The organism is Streptomyces sp. TOM-9 (genome assembly GCF_056858595.1).
The window spans coordinates 1,026,188-1,043,075 of sequence record NZ_JBXEQB010000001.1 but is presented as its reverse complement, the minus strand read 5'-3'; the positions used below and the strand labels follow the sequence as shown (position 1 = coordinate 1,043,075).

The 16,888-nt window shown below is 71.0% G+C and carries 14 protein-coding genes and 1 pseudogene; 12 read left to right on the top strand and 3 right to left on the bottom strand.

Annotated elements, in window-relative coordinates; all coding sequences use genetic code 11:
• Positions 1-46: 46 nt before the first annotated feature.
• From AC1VWI_RS04820 to AC1VWI_RS04810, 3 genes and pseudogenes are all read left to right on the top strand, one after another.
• Entirely contained in the window at positions 47-1,402 is a 1,356-nt protein-coding gene (locus AC1VWI_RS04820; protein WP_499509657.1) for an NAD(P)/FAD-dependent oxidoreductase, read from the top strand.
• Positions 1,399-1,839 carry a MarR family winged helix-turn-helix transcriptional regulator gene (locus AC1VWI_RS04815; protein ID WP_499509656.1) on the top strand — a complete coding sequence of 147 codons (441 nt, stop codon included), beginning with the start codon at positions 1,399-1,401 and terminating at the stop codon, positions 1,837-1,839. The genes AC1VWI_RS04820 and AC1VWI_RS04815 overlap by 4 nt, the downstream gene beginning before the upstream one ends.
• Positions 1,840-2,271: 432 nt before the next feature.
• Positions 2,272-2,913 (top strand): annotated as a pseudogene (locus AC1VWI_RS04810) (sigma-70 family RNA polymerase sigma factor); the annotation flags it as partial.
• A 25-nt stretch (positions 2,914-2,938) separates the two neighbouring features.
• On the opposite strand, the gene AC1VWI_RS04805 reads toward AC1VWI_RS04810, so the two are convergent.
• On the bottom strand, positions 2,939-3,823 hold the full coding sequence (locus AC1VWI_RS04805) for a sigma-70 family RNA polymerase sigma factor family protein (protein ID WP_499509655.1): 885 nt from the start codon (positions 3,821-3,823) through the stop codon (positions 2,939-2,941).
• Between the two features lie 289 nt (positions 3,824-4,112).
• On the opposite strand from AC1VWI_RS04805, the gene qcrB reads away from it, so the two are divergent.
• The 5 genes from qcrB (at position 4,113) to AC1VWI_RS04780 (ending at position 10,370) form a co-directional block, all read left to right on the top strand.
• Entirely contained in the window at positions 4,113-5,741 is a 1,629-nt protein-coding gene (gene qcrB, locus AC1VWI_RS04800; RefSeq protein ID WP_499509654.1) for a cytochrome bc1 complex cytochrome b subunit, read from the top strand.
• Between the two features lie 77 nt (positions 5,742-5,818).
• On the top strand, positions 5,819-6,769 hold the full coding sequence (locus tag AC1VWI_RS04795) for an alpha/beta hydrolase (RefSeq protein WP_499509653.1): 951 nt from the start codon (positions 5,819-5,821) through the stop codon (positions 6,767-6,769).
• Positions 6,770-7,002: 233 nt separating this feature from the next.
• Positions 7,003-7,854 carry an alpha/beta fold hydrolase gene (locus tag AC1VWI_RS04790; protein WP_499509652.1) on the top strand — a complete coding sequence of 284 codons (852 nt, stop codon included), beginning with the start codon at positions 7,003-7,005 and terminating at the stop codon, positions 7,852-7,854.
• 400 nt (positions 7,855-8,254) lie between these two features.
• Positions 8,255-8,890 (top strand): DUF1062 domain-containing protein, encoded by a 636-nt coding sequence (locus AC1VWI_RS04785; protein WP_499509651.1) that lies wholly within the window; start codon positions 8,255-8,257, stop codon positions 8,888-8,890.
• A 247-nt stretch (positions 8,891-9,137) separates the two neighbouring features.
• Positions 9,138-10,370: an MFS transporter gene (locus tag AC1VWI_RS04780; protein ID WP_499509650.1), complete on the top strand. Its 1,233-nt coding sequence runs from the start codon at positions 9,138-9,140 to the stop codon at positions 10,368-10,370.
• A 16-nt stretch (positions 10,371-10,386) separates the two neighbouring features.
• Here the strand turns inward: AC1VWI_RS04780 and AC1VWI_RS04775 are convergent, their stop codons facing one another.
• The gene (locus tag AC1VWI_RS04775; RefSeq protein ID WP_499509649.1) at positions 10,387-10,848 is read right to left on the bottom strand and encodes a hypothetical protein; all 462 of its coding nucleotides are present in this window, start codon (positions 10,846-10,848) and stop codon (positions 10,387-10,389) included.
• Between the two features lie 113 nt (positions 10,849-10,961).
• On the opposite strand from AC1VWI_RS04775, the gene AC1VWI_RS04770 reads away from it, so the two are divergent.
• The 3 genes from AC1VWI_RS04770 to AC1VWI_RS04760 all read left to right on the top strand — a co-directional run bounded on the left by AC1VWI_RS04770 (position 10,962) and on the right by AC1VWI_RS04760 (position 14,652).
• Positions 10,962-11,534 carry a GNAT family N-acetyltransferase gene (locus tag AC1VWI_RS04770; RefSeq protein ID WP_499509648.1) on the top strand — a complete coding sequence of 191 codons (573 nt, stop codon included), beginning with the start codon at positions 10,962-10,964 and terminating at the stop codon, positions 11,532-11,534.
• Positions 11,535-11,618: 84 nt separating this feature from the next.
• Positions 11,619-12,029 carry a VOC family protein gene (locus AC1VWI_RS04765; RefSeq protein ID WP_499509647.1) on the top strand — a complete coding sequence of 137 codons (411 nt, stop codon included), beginning with the start codon at positions 11,619-11,621 and terminating at the stop codon, positions 12,027-12,029.
• A 241-nt stretch (positions 12,030-12,270) separates the two neighbouring features.
• The gene (locus tag AC1VWI_RS04760) at positions 12,271-14,652 is read left to right on the top strand and encodes an ATP-binding cassette domain-containing protein (RefSeq protein WP_499509646.1); all 2,382 of its coding nucleotides are present in this window, start codon (positions 12,271-12,273) and stop codon (positions 14,650-14,652) included.
• Positions 14,653-14,726: 74 nt separating this feature from the next.
• On the opposite strand, the gene AC1VWI_RS04755 is transcribed toward AC1VWI_RS04760, so the two are convergent.
• Positions 14,727-15,809, bottom strand: coding sequence for an aldo/keto reductase (locus AC1VWI_RS04755; RefSeq protein WP_499509645.1), 1,083 nt, complete (start codon positions 15,807-15,809; stop codon positions 14,727-14,729).
• Positions 15,810-15,987: 178 nt separating this feature from the next.
• Here AC1VWI_RS04755 and AC1VWI_RS04750 point away from each other — a divergent pair, with 178 nt between their 5' ends.
• Positions 15,988-16,881, top strand: a complete 894-nt coding sequence (locus AC1VWI_RS04750) for an AraC family transcriptional regulator (RefSeq protein WP_499509644.1) — start codon at positions 15,988-15,990, stop codon at positions 16,879-16,881.
• The last annotated feature ends 7 nt before the right edge of the window (positions 16,882-16,888 follow it).

The following is a 16,888-nucleotide window of genomic DNA, read 5'->3' as shown; positions in this document are numbered from 1 at the left end:
AGGGCCTGCGCTGTCTTATTGGTGACGGAGAGAAACAGAGGGAATCATGCGCGAGATCCTGATCGTCGGCGGCGGCTACGCGGGCTTCTACACGGCCTGGGGCCTCGAGAAGACGCTGCGGCCCGGGGAGGCGCGGGTCACCGTCGTCGACCCGCGTCCCTACATGACGTACCAGCCGTTCCTGCCGGAGGTGACCGCAGGTTCGGTGGAGGCACGCCACGCCGCCGTGTCGATGCGGCGGCACCTGCACAAGTCCCGGCTGGTCGCGGGCAGCGTGACCGGGATCCGCCACGCCGACCGCACGGTGACCGTCCGGCCCGTGAAGGGGGAGGAGTACGAACTCCGGTACGACACCCTCGTCGTCACCGCGGGAGCCGTGACCCGTACCTTCCCCATCCCGGGCCTGGCCCGGCACGCCATCGGCCTGAAGCACGTCGAGGAGGCGGTCGCCATCCGCGACCGGCTGCTGACGGCGTTCGACCAGGCCGCCTCGCTGCCCCTGGGGCCCGAGCGGCGGAAGCTGCTCACCGTCACCTTCGTGGGCGGTGGGTTCTCCGGTGTCGAAGGCTTCGGTGAGCTGCTGTCGCTGGCGACCGCGATGCTCAAGTCCTACCCGGAACTGAGCCTGGAGGAGCTGTCGTTCCACCTGGTGGAGGCGCGGGGCCGCATCCTGCCCGAGGTGACCGACGGGCCCGGGGCCTGGGTCGTGCGCCACCTGGAGCGCCGCGGCGGGCATGTGCACCTGAACACCCAGCTGGTCTCCGCCGAGAACGGGCACGTCGTGCTGTCCACCGGGGAGGAGTTCGACTCGGAACTCATCGTCTGGACCGCCGGCAACGCCTCGAACCCCGTGGTGCACAACCACACCGACCTGCCGGTCGACGAGCGCGGCCTGCTCATCGTGCGGCCGGACCTGCGGGTGGGTACGGACGCCGAGCCGGTGCCGGACGTGTGGGCGGCCGGGGACGACGCGGCCGTGCCCGACCTGGCCTCGCCCGTGCCGGGGGCACACACGGTGCCGAACGCCCAGCACGCGGTCCGGCAGGGCAAGCGCCTGGCCAAGAACATCGTCGCGAGCCTGCGCGGCGGCAGGGCCAGGGACTACCGCCACAGCAGCCTCGGCGTGGTCGCCACGCTGGGCCTGGGACGCGGCATCTTCCAGTACAAGGCCATCGTCATCAAGGGGTTCCCGGCCTGGCTGATGCACCGCGGCTACCACGTGCTCGCGGTGCCCACCTGGGAGCGGAAGGTCCGGGTGCTCACCGTCTGGCTCACCGCCGCCCTGTTCGGCCGGGACCTCGTCTCCCTCGCCTCCGTGCAGCACCCGCGGGACGCGTTCGTCACGAGCGCCACCCCCCGGCGTCCCGCGGAGCCGCGGGCGGGCGACCACGCCGGAGTGTGAACGCCGGGAAGGCGACGCTGAGCGGGAGGTGGGGCGCGCTCGACCGGCTCCACCGCCGCATCGAGAACCGCGTCGAGCGGGCTCTGCACGGGCAACTGGGCGTGAGCGCACGGGAGTTCCATGCCCTGCGAGCCCTCCAGGAGAGCATCCGCGACGCCGAGGGCCAGCTCCACTTCGACGAACTTGCCGACGCGATCGGCCTGACCCAGTCCGCGACCAGCCGGCTGGTGACCCGGCTGCGCGACCGGGGATTGATCACCACGCGCACCTCGGCGCACGACCGGCGGAGCGTGGACGTGCACCTCACGCCGGTCGCGCAGGACGTGCTGCGGCTCGGGGTGCCGCTCCTGGAGCGCGCCGTCCACGACGTCGTGTCCGGCCTCCGCGCGGACGACACCGATGCCGACCTCATCCGCTACCTCCAGGGGCTCTCGTAGCCCCTGGAGGCGCGTGCGTCCCGACCGGGCCCGTCACGTTCCGTCACATTGGCATTCGTGTATGCGGAACTTTCCACCACGGATGAATAACGTGTCACTCTTTCTCTGGCGGCAGAGGGCCGAATCTGTGCGGTTTTTGGCGAAGTGCCGGACTCGACATACCTTTTGCCCCGTTTGTCCAGCGTATGATGTGAGGCAACGGTGGGTTGTGAGCCCATGGAACACACCATGCGCTCTCCGCAAGCCTGTTGTTCCGGTGCCGGCGACGACTTTCTCCCGCCCCTTTCTGTCACATGATCGGGCCCTTTCCGGTCTATTCAGCGGACGTGAATGGAGAGATCGTGACGCTCGGTGAGCAGAGACCGTGTAGTGGCCACCCATGTAATGCATCGTGTGACACCCTTGTGTCACACGGCCAGGGGCTGCCCGTAAATGACCTCTGACCGGCGGAACGCGGACGCCGAGCCGTCCCCCTCCGCACCGAGCCTCGACGAGGCGGCCTCAGCGTTCGTCGAACTCCAGCCACGCCTGTTCGGCATCGCGTACCGCGTGCTCGGCAGCGCCGCCGAGGCCGAGGACGTGGTGCAGGAGGTGTGGCTGCGCTGGCAACGGACCGACCGCTCCGCGGTGCTCAGCCCGGCCGCCTTTCTCTCGACCACGACGACCCGGCTGGCCATCAACGTCGCACAATCCGCCCGGGTGCGCCGGGAGACCTACATCGGACCCTGGCTGCCCGAGCCCGTGGACACGAGCGCGGACCCCGAAGCGGGCGTCCAGCGGACGGAGGCCGTGGAGTTCGCCCTGCTGCTGGTCCTGGAGCGGCTGAACCCCACGGAACGCGCGGCCTACGTCCTGCGTGAGGCGTTCGACTACGGTTATCCGGAGATCGCCGAGATACTCCAGCTCAGCATCGTCAACGTCCGCAAGATCGTCAGCCGGGCCCGCAAACACGTGGTGGACAAGCCCCGCGGGACCGTCGACGCCGCGGAGCACCAGCGCCTCCTGGAGACCTTCGTCTCGGCGGCCCGGACGGGGAACCTCGCCCCGCTGGAAGCCCTCCTCGCCCCGGACGCCGGGGCGTGAAGGGCTCGCGGAGCCGTCAGGGCCCGAGGGTGCGCACGGGACGGGCCGGATGGTTCCAGGGCCGGAGCTTGTCGGGGTTGAGGACGATCCAGGCCTGCGAGACGCGGTGGTCGGCGACGTCCAGGCTGATGACCGCCACCACCTGGCCCTCGTAGCGGGCCACCAGACCGGTGCGGCCGTTCACGGAGTGGGCGGACAGGGCCACCCGCTGGCGGTGCGCGAGCAAGGTCAGCAGACTGCGCGCGACCGCCTCGGCGCCGTGCACCGGCCGGACCAGCGCCCGGATCTTCCCGCCACCGTCGAAGAAGGCCGTGGCGTCCGGACACATCAGCGACGTCAGCCGCACCACGTCGCCGCCCACGCAGGCCGCGCGCACCGCGCGCGCCACCGCGTCCTGCTCCTCCGGCGTCACCGGATGCGACCGGCAGGCGCGGATCGTCAGCCGCGCACGATCGGCGAGCTCGGCGCATTCCGGCTCCGACCGCCCCACCACGTCCGCCACGGCGCCCAGCGCCATCCCGAAGCAGTCGTTGAGCACGAACGCCGCCCGCTCCACGGGCGACAGCGCGGCCAGGGCCGTCAGCAGGACCTCACCGATCTCCTGCTCCAGCTCGGCTCCCATGCCCGGCCGTTCCGTGTCCGCCACGGACGGGACGGTTCCCCCGGCGGACGTGGCCAGCCGCTCCAGACAGATCGCGCCGACCGTCTTCACGAGCCACGCCCCGGGCGGATCGATCGACCGGCGGGCCGCCTCCGGCAGCTCGAACCACCGGCGGTAGGCCTCGTCGACGACCGCCTCGGCCTCCGCCGAGCCGCCCACCATCCACAACGCCACGTCCAGCAAGTGCCGACGTTCGTCCAGCAGCTCCGCGATCGGCACCGCGTCACCGGAGAAATCCATGACCCCCGACCTCCCTCGCCCACCACACCGACATGGCACCGGATTCCGGTCCTAGTGGTGAGACCGGGTCCGTGCGGACCTTGTGACATTGAGCCCACGCGCCGGCCGCCGGCGGAGCTGTCCCCGTGCGGGTCCCCCCCCCGTGAGCAAGGCGCGAAACTCCCTTCCGCATTACCGCGCAGACGGCACACGTCACACTTTCGCCGCGTGATCGGTCGTATTGACGGAAGGTGCACGAGAGTGCCGACCCGCGACCCGCCATGGGTGAAACATGAATGGTGACAGGAACATGGACGGTGACAGCCGGCCCGCCGATTCGGAACGACCGCCGGACCGGGGGGTGAAAGTCGCCGAATGGGTCGGCGAACGATTGGGCGTCGACAGACGTACCAGATCGTCCGGGATGCGGAAGGCATTCCCCAGCCATTGGTCATTCATGCTGGGGGAGATATCCCTCTACAGCTTCTTCATCCTCGTCCTGACGGGGGTGTACCTGTCGCTGTACTTCCATCCGTCGATGACGCCGGTGGAATACCACGGCAGTTACGCACCGCTGCAGGGCCAAATGGTGTCCGAGGCCTTCGACTCGACGATGCGCATCTCCTTCGAGGTGCGCGGCGGCCTGCTGATCCGCCAGGCCCATCACTGGGCGGCGCTGATCTTCGTCGCCAGCATGTTCGCCCACATGCTCCGGGTGTTCTTCACCGGTGCGTTCCGCAAGCCGCGCGAGCTCAACTGGGTGCTCGGCTTCTCCCTGCTGGTCCTGGGCATGTTCGAGGGACTGACGGGCTACGACCTCCCGGACGACCTGCTCTCCGGGACCGGACTCATGGTCGTGAACGGCACCATCCTCTCGATACCGGTCGTCGGGACCTACCTGTCGATGTACCTCTTCGGGGGCGAGTACCCGGGCAAGGACCTGATCGCGCACTTCAACACGCTCCACGTCGTGGTGATCCCCGCCCTCATGGCCGGCATCCTCGTCGCCCACCTGGTCCTGGCGCGCCGTCACCGGCGCGCGCAGTACCCGGGGCCCGGACGTACCGAGCGGAACGTGGTCGGCCTGCCCTTCCGGGTGTACGCCGTGAAGTCCGGGGCGTACTTCCTCCTGGTCAGCGGGGTCGTCCTCATCATCGCCTCGACCACGCAGATCAACCCCATCTGGCTGTACGGCCCCTACCGGCCCGACCAGGTCACCGCCGGTTCACAGCCCGACTGGTACATGGGCGTGCTCGACGGCCTGCTGCGCGTCATGCCCGGCTGGGAGGTCGTCTTCTGGGGCCACACCCTGGCGCTGGACAACCTCGTGCCGCTGCTGGCGGGCGCCGGGCTCTTCCTCGCCCTGGGGGCCTACCCGTTCGTCGAGGCATGGGTCACCAAGGACGGCAACCGCGACCACCACATCCTCGACCGGCCCCGCAACCGGCCGGTGCGCACCGCCTTGGGCGCCGCGTGGGTCAGCGTGTACGCGGTGGCGCTGCTGGGCGCCGCGAACGACGTGATCTCCATCCGCCTGCACATGTCGGTCAACTCCGTGACGTGGGCCGTCCGCGTCGGCCTGTTCGTCGTGCCCTTCGTGGTGTACGGCGTGACCAAGCGCTGGGCGCTCGCCCTCCAGCGCAGCGACCGCGACAAGGTCCTGCACGGCCGCGAGACCGGGATCATCAAGCGCCTGCCGGACGGCGAGTACGTCGAAGTCCACCAGCCGCTCGGCCGCGAACAACTCCACCTCCTCACGCAGCACGAGCAGTACGCGCCCATCCGCCTCTCCCCGGACGGCAGGGCGGGCCGTGTGGAGCGACTGCGGGCCCTGCTCAGCCGGGGCCTGTACGGGAAGGGAACACAGATTCCCAAGCCCACCGTGCGGGAATTCGAGGAGATCACCCACGACCACGGTGAGAAGAACATTGTCCACTGAGGTGTCACATATTCAGCCGGTCCTTTGTCATAAGGGCGAAGGAAGTGCACGAGAGTGCCGAACTTGGGAGTTCGACAATGAGCAAGCCCGTCCTCGAGCCTGCGGCTCAGGAAATCGCGGACGCCACGGCGACGCCGCCATTCCTCTACGAGCTCGGTCCGGAAGGCGCCCGTAAGGTCCTCGACGACCTGCAGGCGGCGCCGGTCGAGAAGTACGACGTGCAGGAAAAGTGGATCACCGTGCCGGCCGAGGTGGGCGACGTGCGCGTGCGCATCGTCAAGCCCGTGGGCGCGGAGGAGGTCCTGCCCGTCGTGCTGTACGTGCACGGTGGCGGGTGGGTGCTCGGCAACGCGGGTACGCACGACCGTCTCGTGCGCGAACTGGCCGTCATGGCGCATGCCGCGGTGGTGTTCGTCGAGTACGACCGCTCGCCCGAGGTCCGGTACCCGGTCGCGATCGAGCAGGCGTACGCGACGGCCCGCTGGATCACCGGGAAGGGCGCGGACGAGGGCCTGGACGCCTCGCGCATGGCCGTTGCCGGCGACTCCGTCGGCGGCAACATGACCGCGGCGCTGACGATCATGGCGAAGCAGCGCGGCGACGTGACCTTCGTCCACCAGTCGCTCTACTACCCCGTGACCGACGCGGCCCAGGACACCGGCAGCTACCGGGAGTTCGCAGACGGCCCGTACCTGACCGCGAAGGCCATGGCCTGGTTCTGGGACTGCTACACCACCGACCCGGCCGAGCGGGCGGAGATCACCGCCTCGCCGCTGCGGGCGAGCCTGGAGGACCTCGAGGGCCTGCCGCCCGCGCTGGTCATCACCGACGAGAACGACGTGCTGCGCGACGAGGGCGAGGCCTACGCCCGCAAGCTCACGCAGGCCGGCGTCCCCACCACCAGCGTCCGCTACAACGGCACGCTGCACGACTTCATGATGCTCAACCCCGTCCGTCCCACGCAGGCGACCACCGCCGCGATGGAGCAGGCCACCCGCGCGCTGCACACCGCGCTGCACACCAACTGACCCACCCCACCGCCGGAGCGCGGGGCCGGGCCACTGCGCCGCCCCTGCCCGCGGGCCTCCCCGAGAAGCGCCCGCACCGGTGATTCCTGGTGGTCCCGGACCCGGACGTCCCCGGTTGCCGGCCGCGAGCCACCTCTCGCAGACGTGCGGCGGCATCCCGCCGCACCCTCCGCCGGACCTCGTTCCCGGGGCCCGGACCGCACAACCACCTCCCGCCTCGAAAGGGCCTTCCTGTGAACCGTCATGCCCGTTACCGGACCCTCCGCACCCCGCTCACCGTCATGGCGACGGTGACCGTCGCCGCCGGTCTGCTCGCCGCGACCATGGCCCCCGCCAGCGCCACCAAGGGCGAGCACGGCGCCCCCTCGCACCACCGCAAGCCGACCGTGGTACTGGTCCACGGCGCGTTCGCCGACTCCTCCAGCTGGAACGACGTCGTCAAGAAGCTGAAGCACGACGGCTACCCCGTGGTGGCCGCGTCCAACCCGCTGCGCGGGCTGGCCAGCGACGCCGCGTACGTCCGGGAGCTGGTGGACAGCATCGACGGGCCCGTGGTCCTGGCCGGCCACTCCTACGGCGGCGCCGTGATCTCCAACGCCGCCCACGGCTCCGACAAGGTCAAGGCCCTGGTCTACCTGGCCGCCTTCATGCCCGACAAGGGCGAGGACGCCTTCAACCTGTCGCTGAAGTTCGAGGGCAGCACGCTCGGCGGCGCGCTGAAGCAGGTGCCGGTCACGATGCCCGACGGTTCCAAGGGCGTCGACCTCTACATCGACCAGGCCAAGTTCCACCAGCAGTTCGCCGCGGACGTCCCCGCACACACCGCGGAGATCATGGCGGCCACCCAGCGCCCCGTGTCCGGCGGCGCGCTGAACGAGCCCTCCGGCGAGCCCGCGTGGAAGACCATCCCCTCCTGGACCCTGGTGGCCTCCAACGACCGGAACATCCCCCGCGAGCTCCAGGTCTTCATGGCCAAGCGCGCCAAGTCCCACGTGGAGGAGGTCCGCGCGTCCCACGCGGTGAGCGTGTCCCACCCCAAGGAGTCCGCGCGCATCATCGAGGAAGCCGCGCGCTCGGTCCGCTGACCGCCGGCCCGGTGACCCCGCGGGCGGGGCGGCGCACGATGCGCCGCCCCGCCCGCCGTTCGTGGCCTTCGGGAAATTCGGTTGCCTGACCGCCCGCTGGTCGAACATCATCTCGGCCATGGATCTGTAACCAGTGGCGCACGTGCGGAATGAAGACGGGTTGGAGTCACTCCCCGTCCGGTTCCGGCGTGCCGTTCGAAGCCCGCACCTCGTGATCGGTGCGGGCTTCCTTCACGCGACGTGATGTGCCACGTCGCGCCGGCCGGTGTGCTCCGCTCTCGGACGCCGGCCTCACGCCACTGGATCCGGGGGAGTTCACAGCGCCGCGACGCGCTCCCTGACGCCTCCTCCGTCAGCCCTGGAGTTCGCCGAAGCCATGAACGAGGTCCGCAGTATCCGTGTGTCCGCTGAAGGCGGCGGTTCCGACGTCGACCGGAAAGCGCTGTGGGTGGTCAGGGAGCTCGCTCTGCCCGCCATCGTCACGGCATGCGTGTCGTGCAGGTCCACGCGCCACCGTCCCAGCGGCAAGTTCCGCGTGAACGCGAGCGGCAAGCTCCTCGACGTCTGGATGCTGATCTGCTGCGAGCTGTGCGGCCGTACGTCGAAGATCCCCGTCCACGAGCGCGTCCACGTACAGGCACTCGACCACGAGCGGTTGCTGATGTTCGAGAACAACGATCCGGCCATGGTGCGGCATCTGACGATGGACGGGGCGCTGGCCGGAAGGGCCGGGTACCGGCTCGACTGGACCGGCACATGGGAGCTGGAGACCGACACGCCGTTCTACGACATCGAGCAGGACGCTCCGGCATCGTTCGAGGTCGTCGTCGGTTTCGACCTCCCTGCGCCCGTCCGGGTCGAGAAGCTGCTCATGACCGGACTCGGCCTGAGCCGGTCCGCTGTGAGAGCCATGGCGGCCTGCGGGCGGCTACGCCTGCCCCTGGCCGTCGACGCGAAGGCACGCGGAGACTTCACCTTCTTCGTCATCGCCACCCCACCGCCTTCGCACGACGCGGCCGCGGACCACACGGCCTAGGGTCGCGGCGCCGACTGCCCCGCGCACCGGCCGGCCGGTGCGCGGGGCATGGACATCACCCGCGCCGGCGTCGAGGATGGCCACTCACAACACGTCAAGATTTCTGCCCGGTGATGGAGTCGGTGCGGGGCGCGTGCCCCCTCTCCGCGCCACCACTGGACGGTTTCAGGCGGCTTCCACGGGACGGCACATCCGGGCACCGACGTCCCAGGTGGGCCGTCCCGCCGGGCAGCGAAAGGGAATCGCCGTGCCCTCGGCGAACTACCGTTCCCTGCTGCGTACCCCCGGCGCCGCGGCCTTCTTCCTGCCCGCGTCGCTCGGACGCGTCGGCATCGCGATGACCGGCCTCAGCATCGTCTGGCTCGTGCACAGCCATACCGGCACCTTCACCGCGGCCGGCCTGGTCGGCGGCGGATTCGCGGTGACCGACGCGCTCGTGGCGCCCCAACTGGCCCGGCTCGTGGACCGGTTCGGGCAGACCCGGGTGCTGCCGCCCGCACTGCTCGCCCACGCCTTCGCGGTAGCCGTCCTGGTGTCCCTGGTGGCCGCCGACGCCTCCGACGCCCTCATGACGCTGGGCGGTGCGCTGGTCGGGGCCAGCCTTCCCCAGCTCAGCGCGATGTCCGCGGCACGCTGGGCGGCGCTGCTGCGCACCGATCGCGCCGCGGAACTGCCCACCGCTTTCGCGCTGGAGTCGATCGGCAACGCGGTGGCCTACCTCGTGGGCCCGGCGCTGGTCAGTGCGCTCGCCGCGGCCGGACATCCCGCGGCCGGCGTGGTGCTCGCCGCCTCCTTGTCGGTGGCCGGCGGCCTGGTCCTCGCGGCGCAGCGCGGCAGCGCGCCCCCGCCGGCGGCCGACAGCGCCGTACACGCCCGTGCGGGCCGGTCGTTGCTGTGCGGCGCGGTCTTCGTACTGATGGGGCTCAACCTCGCCCTCGGTGTCTTCTTCGGCGCCATGCAGGTGTCGGTGACCGCCTTCGCGGTGGAGCACGGCGCACCGGGCGCCGCGGCCGTGGTCTTCACCGTCTCCAGTTGCAGCGGTCTGCTGGCCGGTTGGGTGTACGGCTCGCGCCGGTGGGGCGCCGCGCCCCCGGTGCAACTGCTGGCGGCGACCAGTGCGCTCCTGCTCGGCACGCTGCTGCTGCCCATGGTCGGCTCACCGTTCGGGCTCGGGTTGGTCGTCCTCCTGACCGGTGCCACGATCCAGCCCCTTCTGGTGCTCTTCTCCGTGCTGACCGAGTCGGCCGTCCACCGGGCCGTCCTGACCCAGGCGTTCTCCTGGCTCGGCTCCGCCAGCGCTGCGGGCTCGGCCGCCGCCGCGGCGGTCTCCGGCTGGGCGATCGACTCGTTCGGGGCACATGGCGGCTTCGTGGTCACCACCGCGGCGGCGGCCGCGATGACCCTCCAGAGCCTCGCGGGCCTGCGTCTCCTGCGGACGGGGAAGGGACGGCCGGCGCGTGCGGAGCCGACGGCGAACTGAGGGCGGGAACCTTCCTTCAGGCGCGTACGGCGCGGAGGCCGGACGCCAGCTCCGCGCGGTCGATCAGTGCCGTGAGGCTGACGGCCGGCCCGGACGTCAGCGCGTCGCCCGCGAGCGCGCCCACGTCGACCGGCGAGGTCCGCCCGCCCAGCGGATGCGTGAACCCGGTGACGACCCAGCGGCCGCCCACGGGTGAGGCCGAGTCCTCGCACCATGCCCAGCGTGCGCCGTGCACGCCGATCAGGAACTCCGCGAGGCAGGCCACCAGCAGCGTGTGGAGCTCGACCCACTCGTCCCGGTCGAGGAGAGCGGGGATCTCCCGGGCCAGACGCGCGTCGAGGACGTGTGCCGCGGTCCCCGGGTCCGTCCGCAGGAGATCGGGAGCATGACCGAGACCGGCCAGGACGTCCCCGGTACGGCCGCGGCACGCGGCGGCCCACTCGGAGACATCGACCAGGGCGGTGGGATTTGCAGTCATTCCGGTAGGAATATCAGAGCGGACTCGACGGGCCGCACGGCCCCCCGCCCCCGCCGCCGCTGCCAGGCGAAATGCCGTTGTCGGGCTCCGCGAGGCTGCGAGAGCATCCGGGAATGGACGTGCCCGCCGAGATCCTCCGCTCCGACCAGGTCGAACTGCGCCGCTGGCGTACCGGCGACCTCGACGCCCTGGACCACGCCATCCACGAGTCCCTCGGCCACTTGGTGCCCTGGATGCCCTGGGCGGCGGGCCACGGAAGACGGGACACCGCCGGCTTCCTGGCCCGCAGCCAGGACGAGTGGGGGAGCGGGGAGGCGTACGCCTACGCGATCACGTCGGAGGACGTGGTGATCGGCAGCTGCGGTCTCCACCGCCGCATCGGTGCGGGCGGACTGGAGATCGGGTACTGGCTCCACCCCCGGTGGACCGGACGGGGACTCGCCACGGCGGCCGCCGCCGCACTCGTCGGCCAGGGCTTCGGCCTGACCGGCATCGACCGGCTGGAGATCCACCACGACGCCGCCAACGCCGCCAGCGGAGCCGTCGCCCGCCGCCTCGGCTTCACCGAGATCGCACACGTACCGGAACCGGAAGGCCCGTCCGCCCCCGGCGAGGTGGGGATCGAGGTCGTCTGGCGGATGACCTCGGAGCAGTGGTGTGCGTCCCTGCCGGGTCGCGCGCTCTGAGCAAGGGGGGCACCGTGCGCGCCCGGGAGGATCGGTCAGGAATGGAGAAGCCCCCGCGAGCGGGCCGCGGCTAGCGTGACGGGCATGGACATCACCCTTCACTGGACCTTCCTCCCGCACACCGACCCCGAGGCCTCGCTGGCCTTCTACCGCGACACCCTCGGCTTCAAGGTCCGCAACGACGTCGGCTACGGCGACATGCGCTGGATCACCGTCGGCCCCGCCGACCAGCCCGGCACGTCGATCGTCCTGGAGCCGCCGGCCGCCGACCCGGCCATCACCGAGGACGAGCGCCGCACCATCACCGAGATGATGACCAAGGGCACCTACGCCCGCCTCACCCTGGCCACGCCCGACCTCGACGGAGTCTTCGAGCGGCTCGTGGCGGGCGGCGCCGAGGTCGTCCAGGAGCCGACCGAGCAGCCGTACGGGATCCGCGACTGCGCATTCCGCGACCCCGCGGGCAACACGATCCGCTTCAACGAGGTGCGCTGACCGCCCCGCTCCCGCTCCCGCCCCGCCCCCCGGCGGGAACCCGGCCGCCACCCGGTCCGTTCGGCGGGGACCGGGCCGAAGCGGGAGCGGGGCGGCCCGGCGGACGGTTACGGTGGCCGCGCCCCGCCGCCGCGGGGGACCGGACATACTTGACCGAAGCCGGTCAGATCGAGCCAGGCGACGCCGACGGGGACCGCGAGAGCGGCCGCGCACGCACGAGACAGATGGAGAGACGACACACATGGCCAAGAAGGCGGACGCGCAGTCGCCTGCGCCGCACGTTGCCGACAGCCACGATCTGATCCGCGTGCACGGTGCGCGCGAGAACAACCTGAAGGACGTCAGCATCGAGATCCCGAAGCGCCGGCTCACGGTGTTCACCGGAGTCTCCGGCTCGGGCAAGAGCTCCCTGGTCTTCAACACGATCGCCGCGGAGTCGCAGCGGCTGATCAACGAGACCTACAGCGCCTTCGTCCAGGGCTTCATGCCGACACTGGCCCGCCCCGAGGTCGACGTCCTCGACGGGCTGACGACCGCGATCACCGTCGACCAGCAGCGGCTGGGGGCGGACCCCCGCTCCACCGTCGGCACCGTCACCGACGCCAACGCCATGCTGCGCATCCTCTTCAGCCGGCTCGGCACCCCGCACATCGGCCCGCCCAGCGCCTACGCTTTCAACGTGCCCTCCGTCCGGGCCAGCGGCGCGATCACCGTCGAGCGCGGCGCAAGCAAGGCCGAGAAGGTCACCTTCACCCGCACCGGCGGCATGTGCCCGCGCTGCGAGGGCCGGGGCACGGTCTCCGACATCGACCTGAGCCAGCTCTTCGACGACTCCAAGTCGCTCAACGAGGGTGCGATCACCGTCCCCGGCTACAAGGGCGGCGGCTGGAACTCCCGGCTCTACGCCGAGTCCGGCTTCTTCGACCCCGACAAGCCGATCCGCACCTTCACCCAGCAGGAACTGCACGACTTCCTGCACCGCGAGCCGACCCGCATGAAGATCGCGGGCATCAACATGACCTACGAGGGACTGGTCCCGCGGGTGCAGAAGTCGATGCTCGCCAAGGACAAGGAGGCGATGCAGCCGCACATTCGCGAGTTCGTGGACCGCGCCGTCGCCTTCACCACCTGCCCCGAGTGCGACGGCACGCGGCTCAGCGAAGGCGCCCGGGAGTCGAAGATCGCCGGGATCGGCATCGCCGACGCCTGCGCGATGCAGATCAGCGACCTGGTCGCCTGGGTGCGCGCCCTGGACGAGCCCTCGGTGGCGCCGCTGCTCACGAAGCTGCAGCACACCCTCGAGTCGTTCGTGGAGATCGGACTCGGCTACCTCTCGCTCGAACGGCCGTCGGGCACGCTCTCGGGCGGCGAGGCGCAGCGCGTCAAGATGATCCGCCACCTCGGCTCCTCGCTCACCGACACCACCTACGTCTTCGACGAGCCCACCACCGGTCTGCACCCGCACGACATCCAGCGGATGAACGGGCTGCTGCTGCGCCTGCGGGACAAGGGCAACACGGTGCTCGTCGTGGAGCACAAGCCGGAGACGATCGCCATCGCCGACCACGTCGTCGACCTCGGCCCCGGCGCCGGAACGGCCGGCGGCACCGTCTGCTTCGAGGGCGACATCGAGGGGCTGCGGAGCAGCGGCACCATCACCGGGCGCCACTTCGACGACCGTGCGTCCCTGAAGGAGACGGTGCGCAAGCCCACCGGCAACCTGGAGGTCCGCGGCGCCACGGCGCACAACCTGCGCGACGTCGACGTCGACGTCCCGCTCGGGGTGCTCACGGTGATCACGGGAGTCGCGGGCTCGGGCAAGAGCTCCCTCGTACACGGGTCCATCCCCGCCGGCGCCGGTGTCGTGTCCGTCGACCAGAGCCCCATCCGCGGCTCGCGCCGCAGCAACCCGGCGACGTACACCGGACTGCTCGACCCGATCCGCAAGGCGTTCGCCAAGGCCAACGACGTGAAGCCCGCGCTGTTCAGCGCCAACTCCGAGGGCGCCTGCCCCACCTGCAACGGAGCCGGCGTGGTCTACACGGACCTGGCCATGATGGCGGGCGTCGCCAGCACCTGCGAGGAGTGCGAGGGCAAGCGCTTCCAGGCCTCGGTGCTGGAGTACCACCTCGGCGGGCGCGACATCAGCGAGGTGCTCGCGATGTCGGTCACCGACGCCGAGGAGTTCTTCGGCGCCGGCGAGGCGCACACGCCCGCCGCGCACCGCATCCTAGGCCGGCTCGCCGACGTCGGACTCGGCTACGTCAGCCTCGGCCAACCGCTCACCACGCTGTCCGGCGGTGAGCGGCAGCGGCTGAAGCTGGCCACGCACATGGGCGACAAGGGCGGCGTCTACGTCCTCGACGAGCCGACCGCCGGCCTGCACCTCGCCGACGTCGAGCAACTGCTCGGTCTGCTGGACCGCCTCGTCGACTCCGGCAAGTCCGTCATCGTCGTCGAGCACCACCAGGCGGTCATGGCGCACGCCGACTGGATCATCGACCTCGGCCCCGGCGCAGGCCACGACGGTGGGCAGATCGTCTTCGAGGGCACCCCGGCGGACCTCGTCGCCGCCCGCTCGACGCTCACCGGCCGGCACCTGGCCTCCTACGTCGGCGCCTGACGCGCGGCGGGGGCCGGGGCGATCACGCCCCGGCCCCGTGTCGTCACGTACCCCCCCGCACCGTGGGAGCCGCTTCAGTAGCGGGCGCTGTGGGCCCGCAGGAGCGGGGAGGGCATGGACGGGCGGCCGTCGACGCTCGCCCCGGCGAACTGGAGCATCGGCGCCAGCGTCGCGTTGTTGTGGGCGGGGAAGTTCAGCGACGGCGTGGACACCTCGTCGAGCACACCGCGCTGGGCCGGGGTGAGGCTGACGTCCAGGGCCCGCAGGTTGGCCTCGAACTGGTCCATGCGCCGCGCGCCGATGAGGGTGGACGTGACCCCGGGGCGGCCCTGCACCCAGGCCAGCGCGACCGCGGCGGGGTCGGCGCCCGCGTCGGCGGCGACGGCGTGGAGCGCGTCGATGACCTTGTAGTCGGCCTCGCCGGGGGCGCCGACGAGCTGCGTACGCGCGGTGTCCACCGGCCCGGTGGAGGAGCTGGAGTACTTGCCGGACAGGAAGCCGCTGCGCAGCGGCCCCCACGGCATCACGGCCATGCCGAGGGCCTCGGCCATGGGGATCAGCTCGCCCTCCGAGGTGCGTTCGAGCAGGGAGTACTCCAGCTGCAGCGCGACGACCGGGGCCCATCCGCGGAAGCGCGCGATGGTGGCGGCCTCGGCCGTCGCCCACGCCGGTACGTCGGAGAACCCGATGTAGCGGACCTTGCCGTCGCGGACCAGGTCGTCCAGCGCGCGGAGGGTCTCCTCGACGGGCGTGGCCGGGTCGAAGTTGTGGAGCCAGTAGATGTCGACGTAGTCGGTCTGCAGGCGCCGCAGGGAGTTCTCCAGCTGTTGCACGATCGCCTTGCGGCCGGGTCCGCCGCCGTTGGGGTCGTTCTCGTAGAGGTTGCCGAAGAACTTGGTGCCGAGCACGACCCGGTCGCGCAGCGCGGGCCGGCCGGCGAAGTAGTCGCCGACGATCTTCTCGGAGTGTCCGTTGGTGTAGATGTTCGCGGTGTCGATCGAGTTGCCGCCGCGGTCGAGGTAGGCGGCCAGGATGTTCGCGGACTCCTCGGGGCTGCAGCCCCATCCGTGATCCTCACCGAAGGTCATCGTGCCCAGGGTGAAGGGGCTGACGCGCAGTCCCGAGCGGCCGAGCGTGACGTAGGAATCGAGCGGCATGATGGGGCTTCCTCACGGAGAACGGGGTGGGGAGACCGCGCAGGCCGTCCCCTGGTGCTCCTCCATTCGACCCCGCCACCTGGTGTTCTCCTAGACCGATCGGCGCGGATCGTTGCACGATCCGCTCAGCCTTGCCCAGATCGTCCGTGCGCGCGTCGCCATGATGTGGTCCACTGGGATGGTGCGTCACCTGGAAGAGATCGGCGAGCGGATCACGCGTCTGTCCTCGGGGAGCCCGCGGCCGCGGTGGGTCGAGGGAACGGTCGTGTTCGCCAGCGACCACGTCACCGAACCGATGGGCACCGTCAACGAGCCGATGATGGCACTGACGGTCCAGGGGGCGAAGCGCTCGGTCCTGGGTGACCGCATCTTCGACTACCGGGCGGGCCAGTACCTGGTCGCCACCGTGGAGCTGCCGCTGACCTCGCAGATCAGCCGCGCCTCGGCCGCCGAGCCGTTCCTCGGGTTCGGGCTTCCGCTGCGGCCGGCGGTCATCGCGCAGCTGCTGCTGGAGGCCGCCCCTGTCCCGGCCAGCCCGTACGAGGGCCCGGGCCTGGCGACCAGCGATGCCGACGACCGGCTGCTGGACGCGGTCCTGCGGCTGCTGCGCCTGCTGGACGAGCCCCGGGACGTGCCCGTACTGGCTCCCGGGGTGCGGCGCGAGATCCACTGGCGGCTGCTGAACGGGCCGCAGGGAGCGTTGATCCGGCAGATCGGACGCGCCGACAGCCGCATGTCGCTCGTGGCCCGCGCGATCGACTGGATCAAGGCCCACTACGACCAGGTCATCCGGATCGACGACGTCGCCCGGGAGGTGGGCGTGAGCGTCTCCTCGCTGAACCGGCACTTCCGCGCGGTGACCGCCATGAGCCCGTTGCAGTTCCAGAAGCAACTCCGGTTGCAGAAGGCCCGCCTGCGACTCATCGCGGCGCCGGACGACGTCGCCGCGGTCGGTCACGCCGTCGGCTACGACAGCCCCTCGCAGTTCAGCCGCGAGTACCGCCGCATGTTCGGTGCCCCGCCGGGCCAGGACGCGGCTCGCCTGCAGACCGCGGCGGTGGTCCAGGAGTAGACGCCGC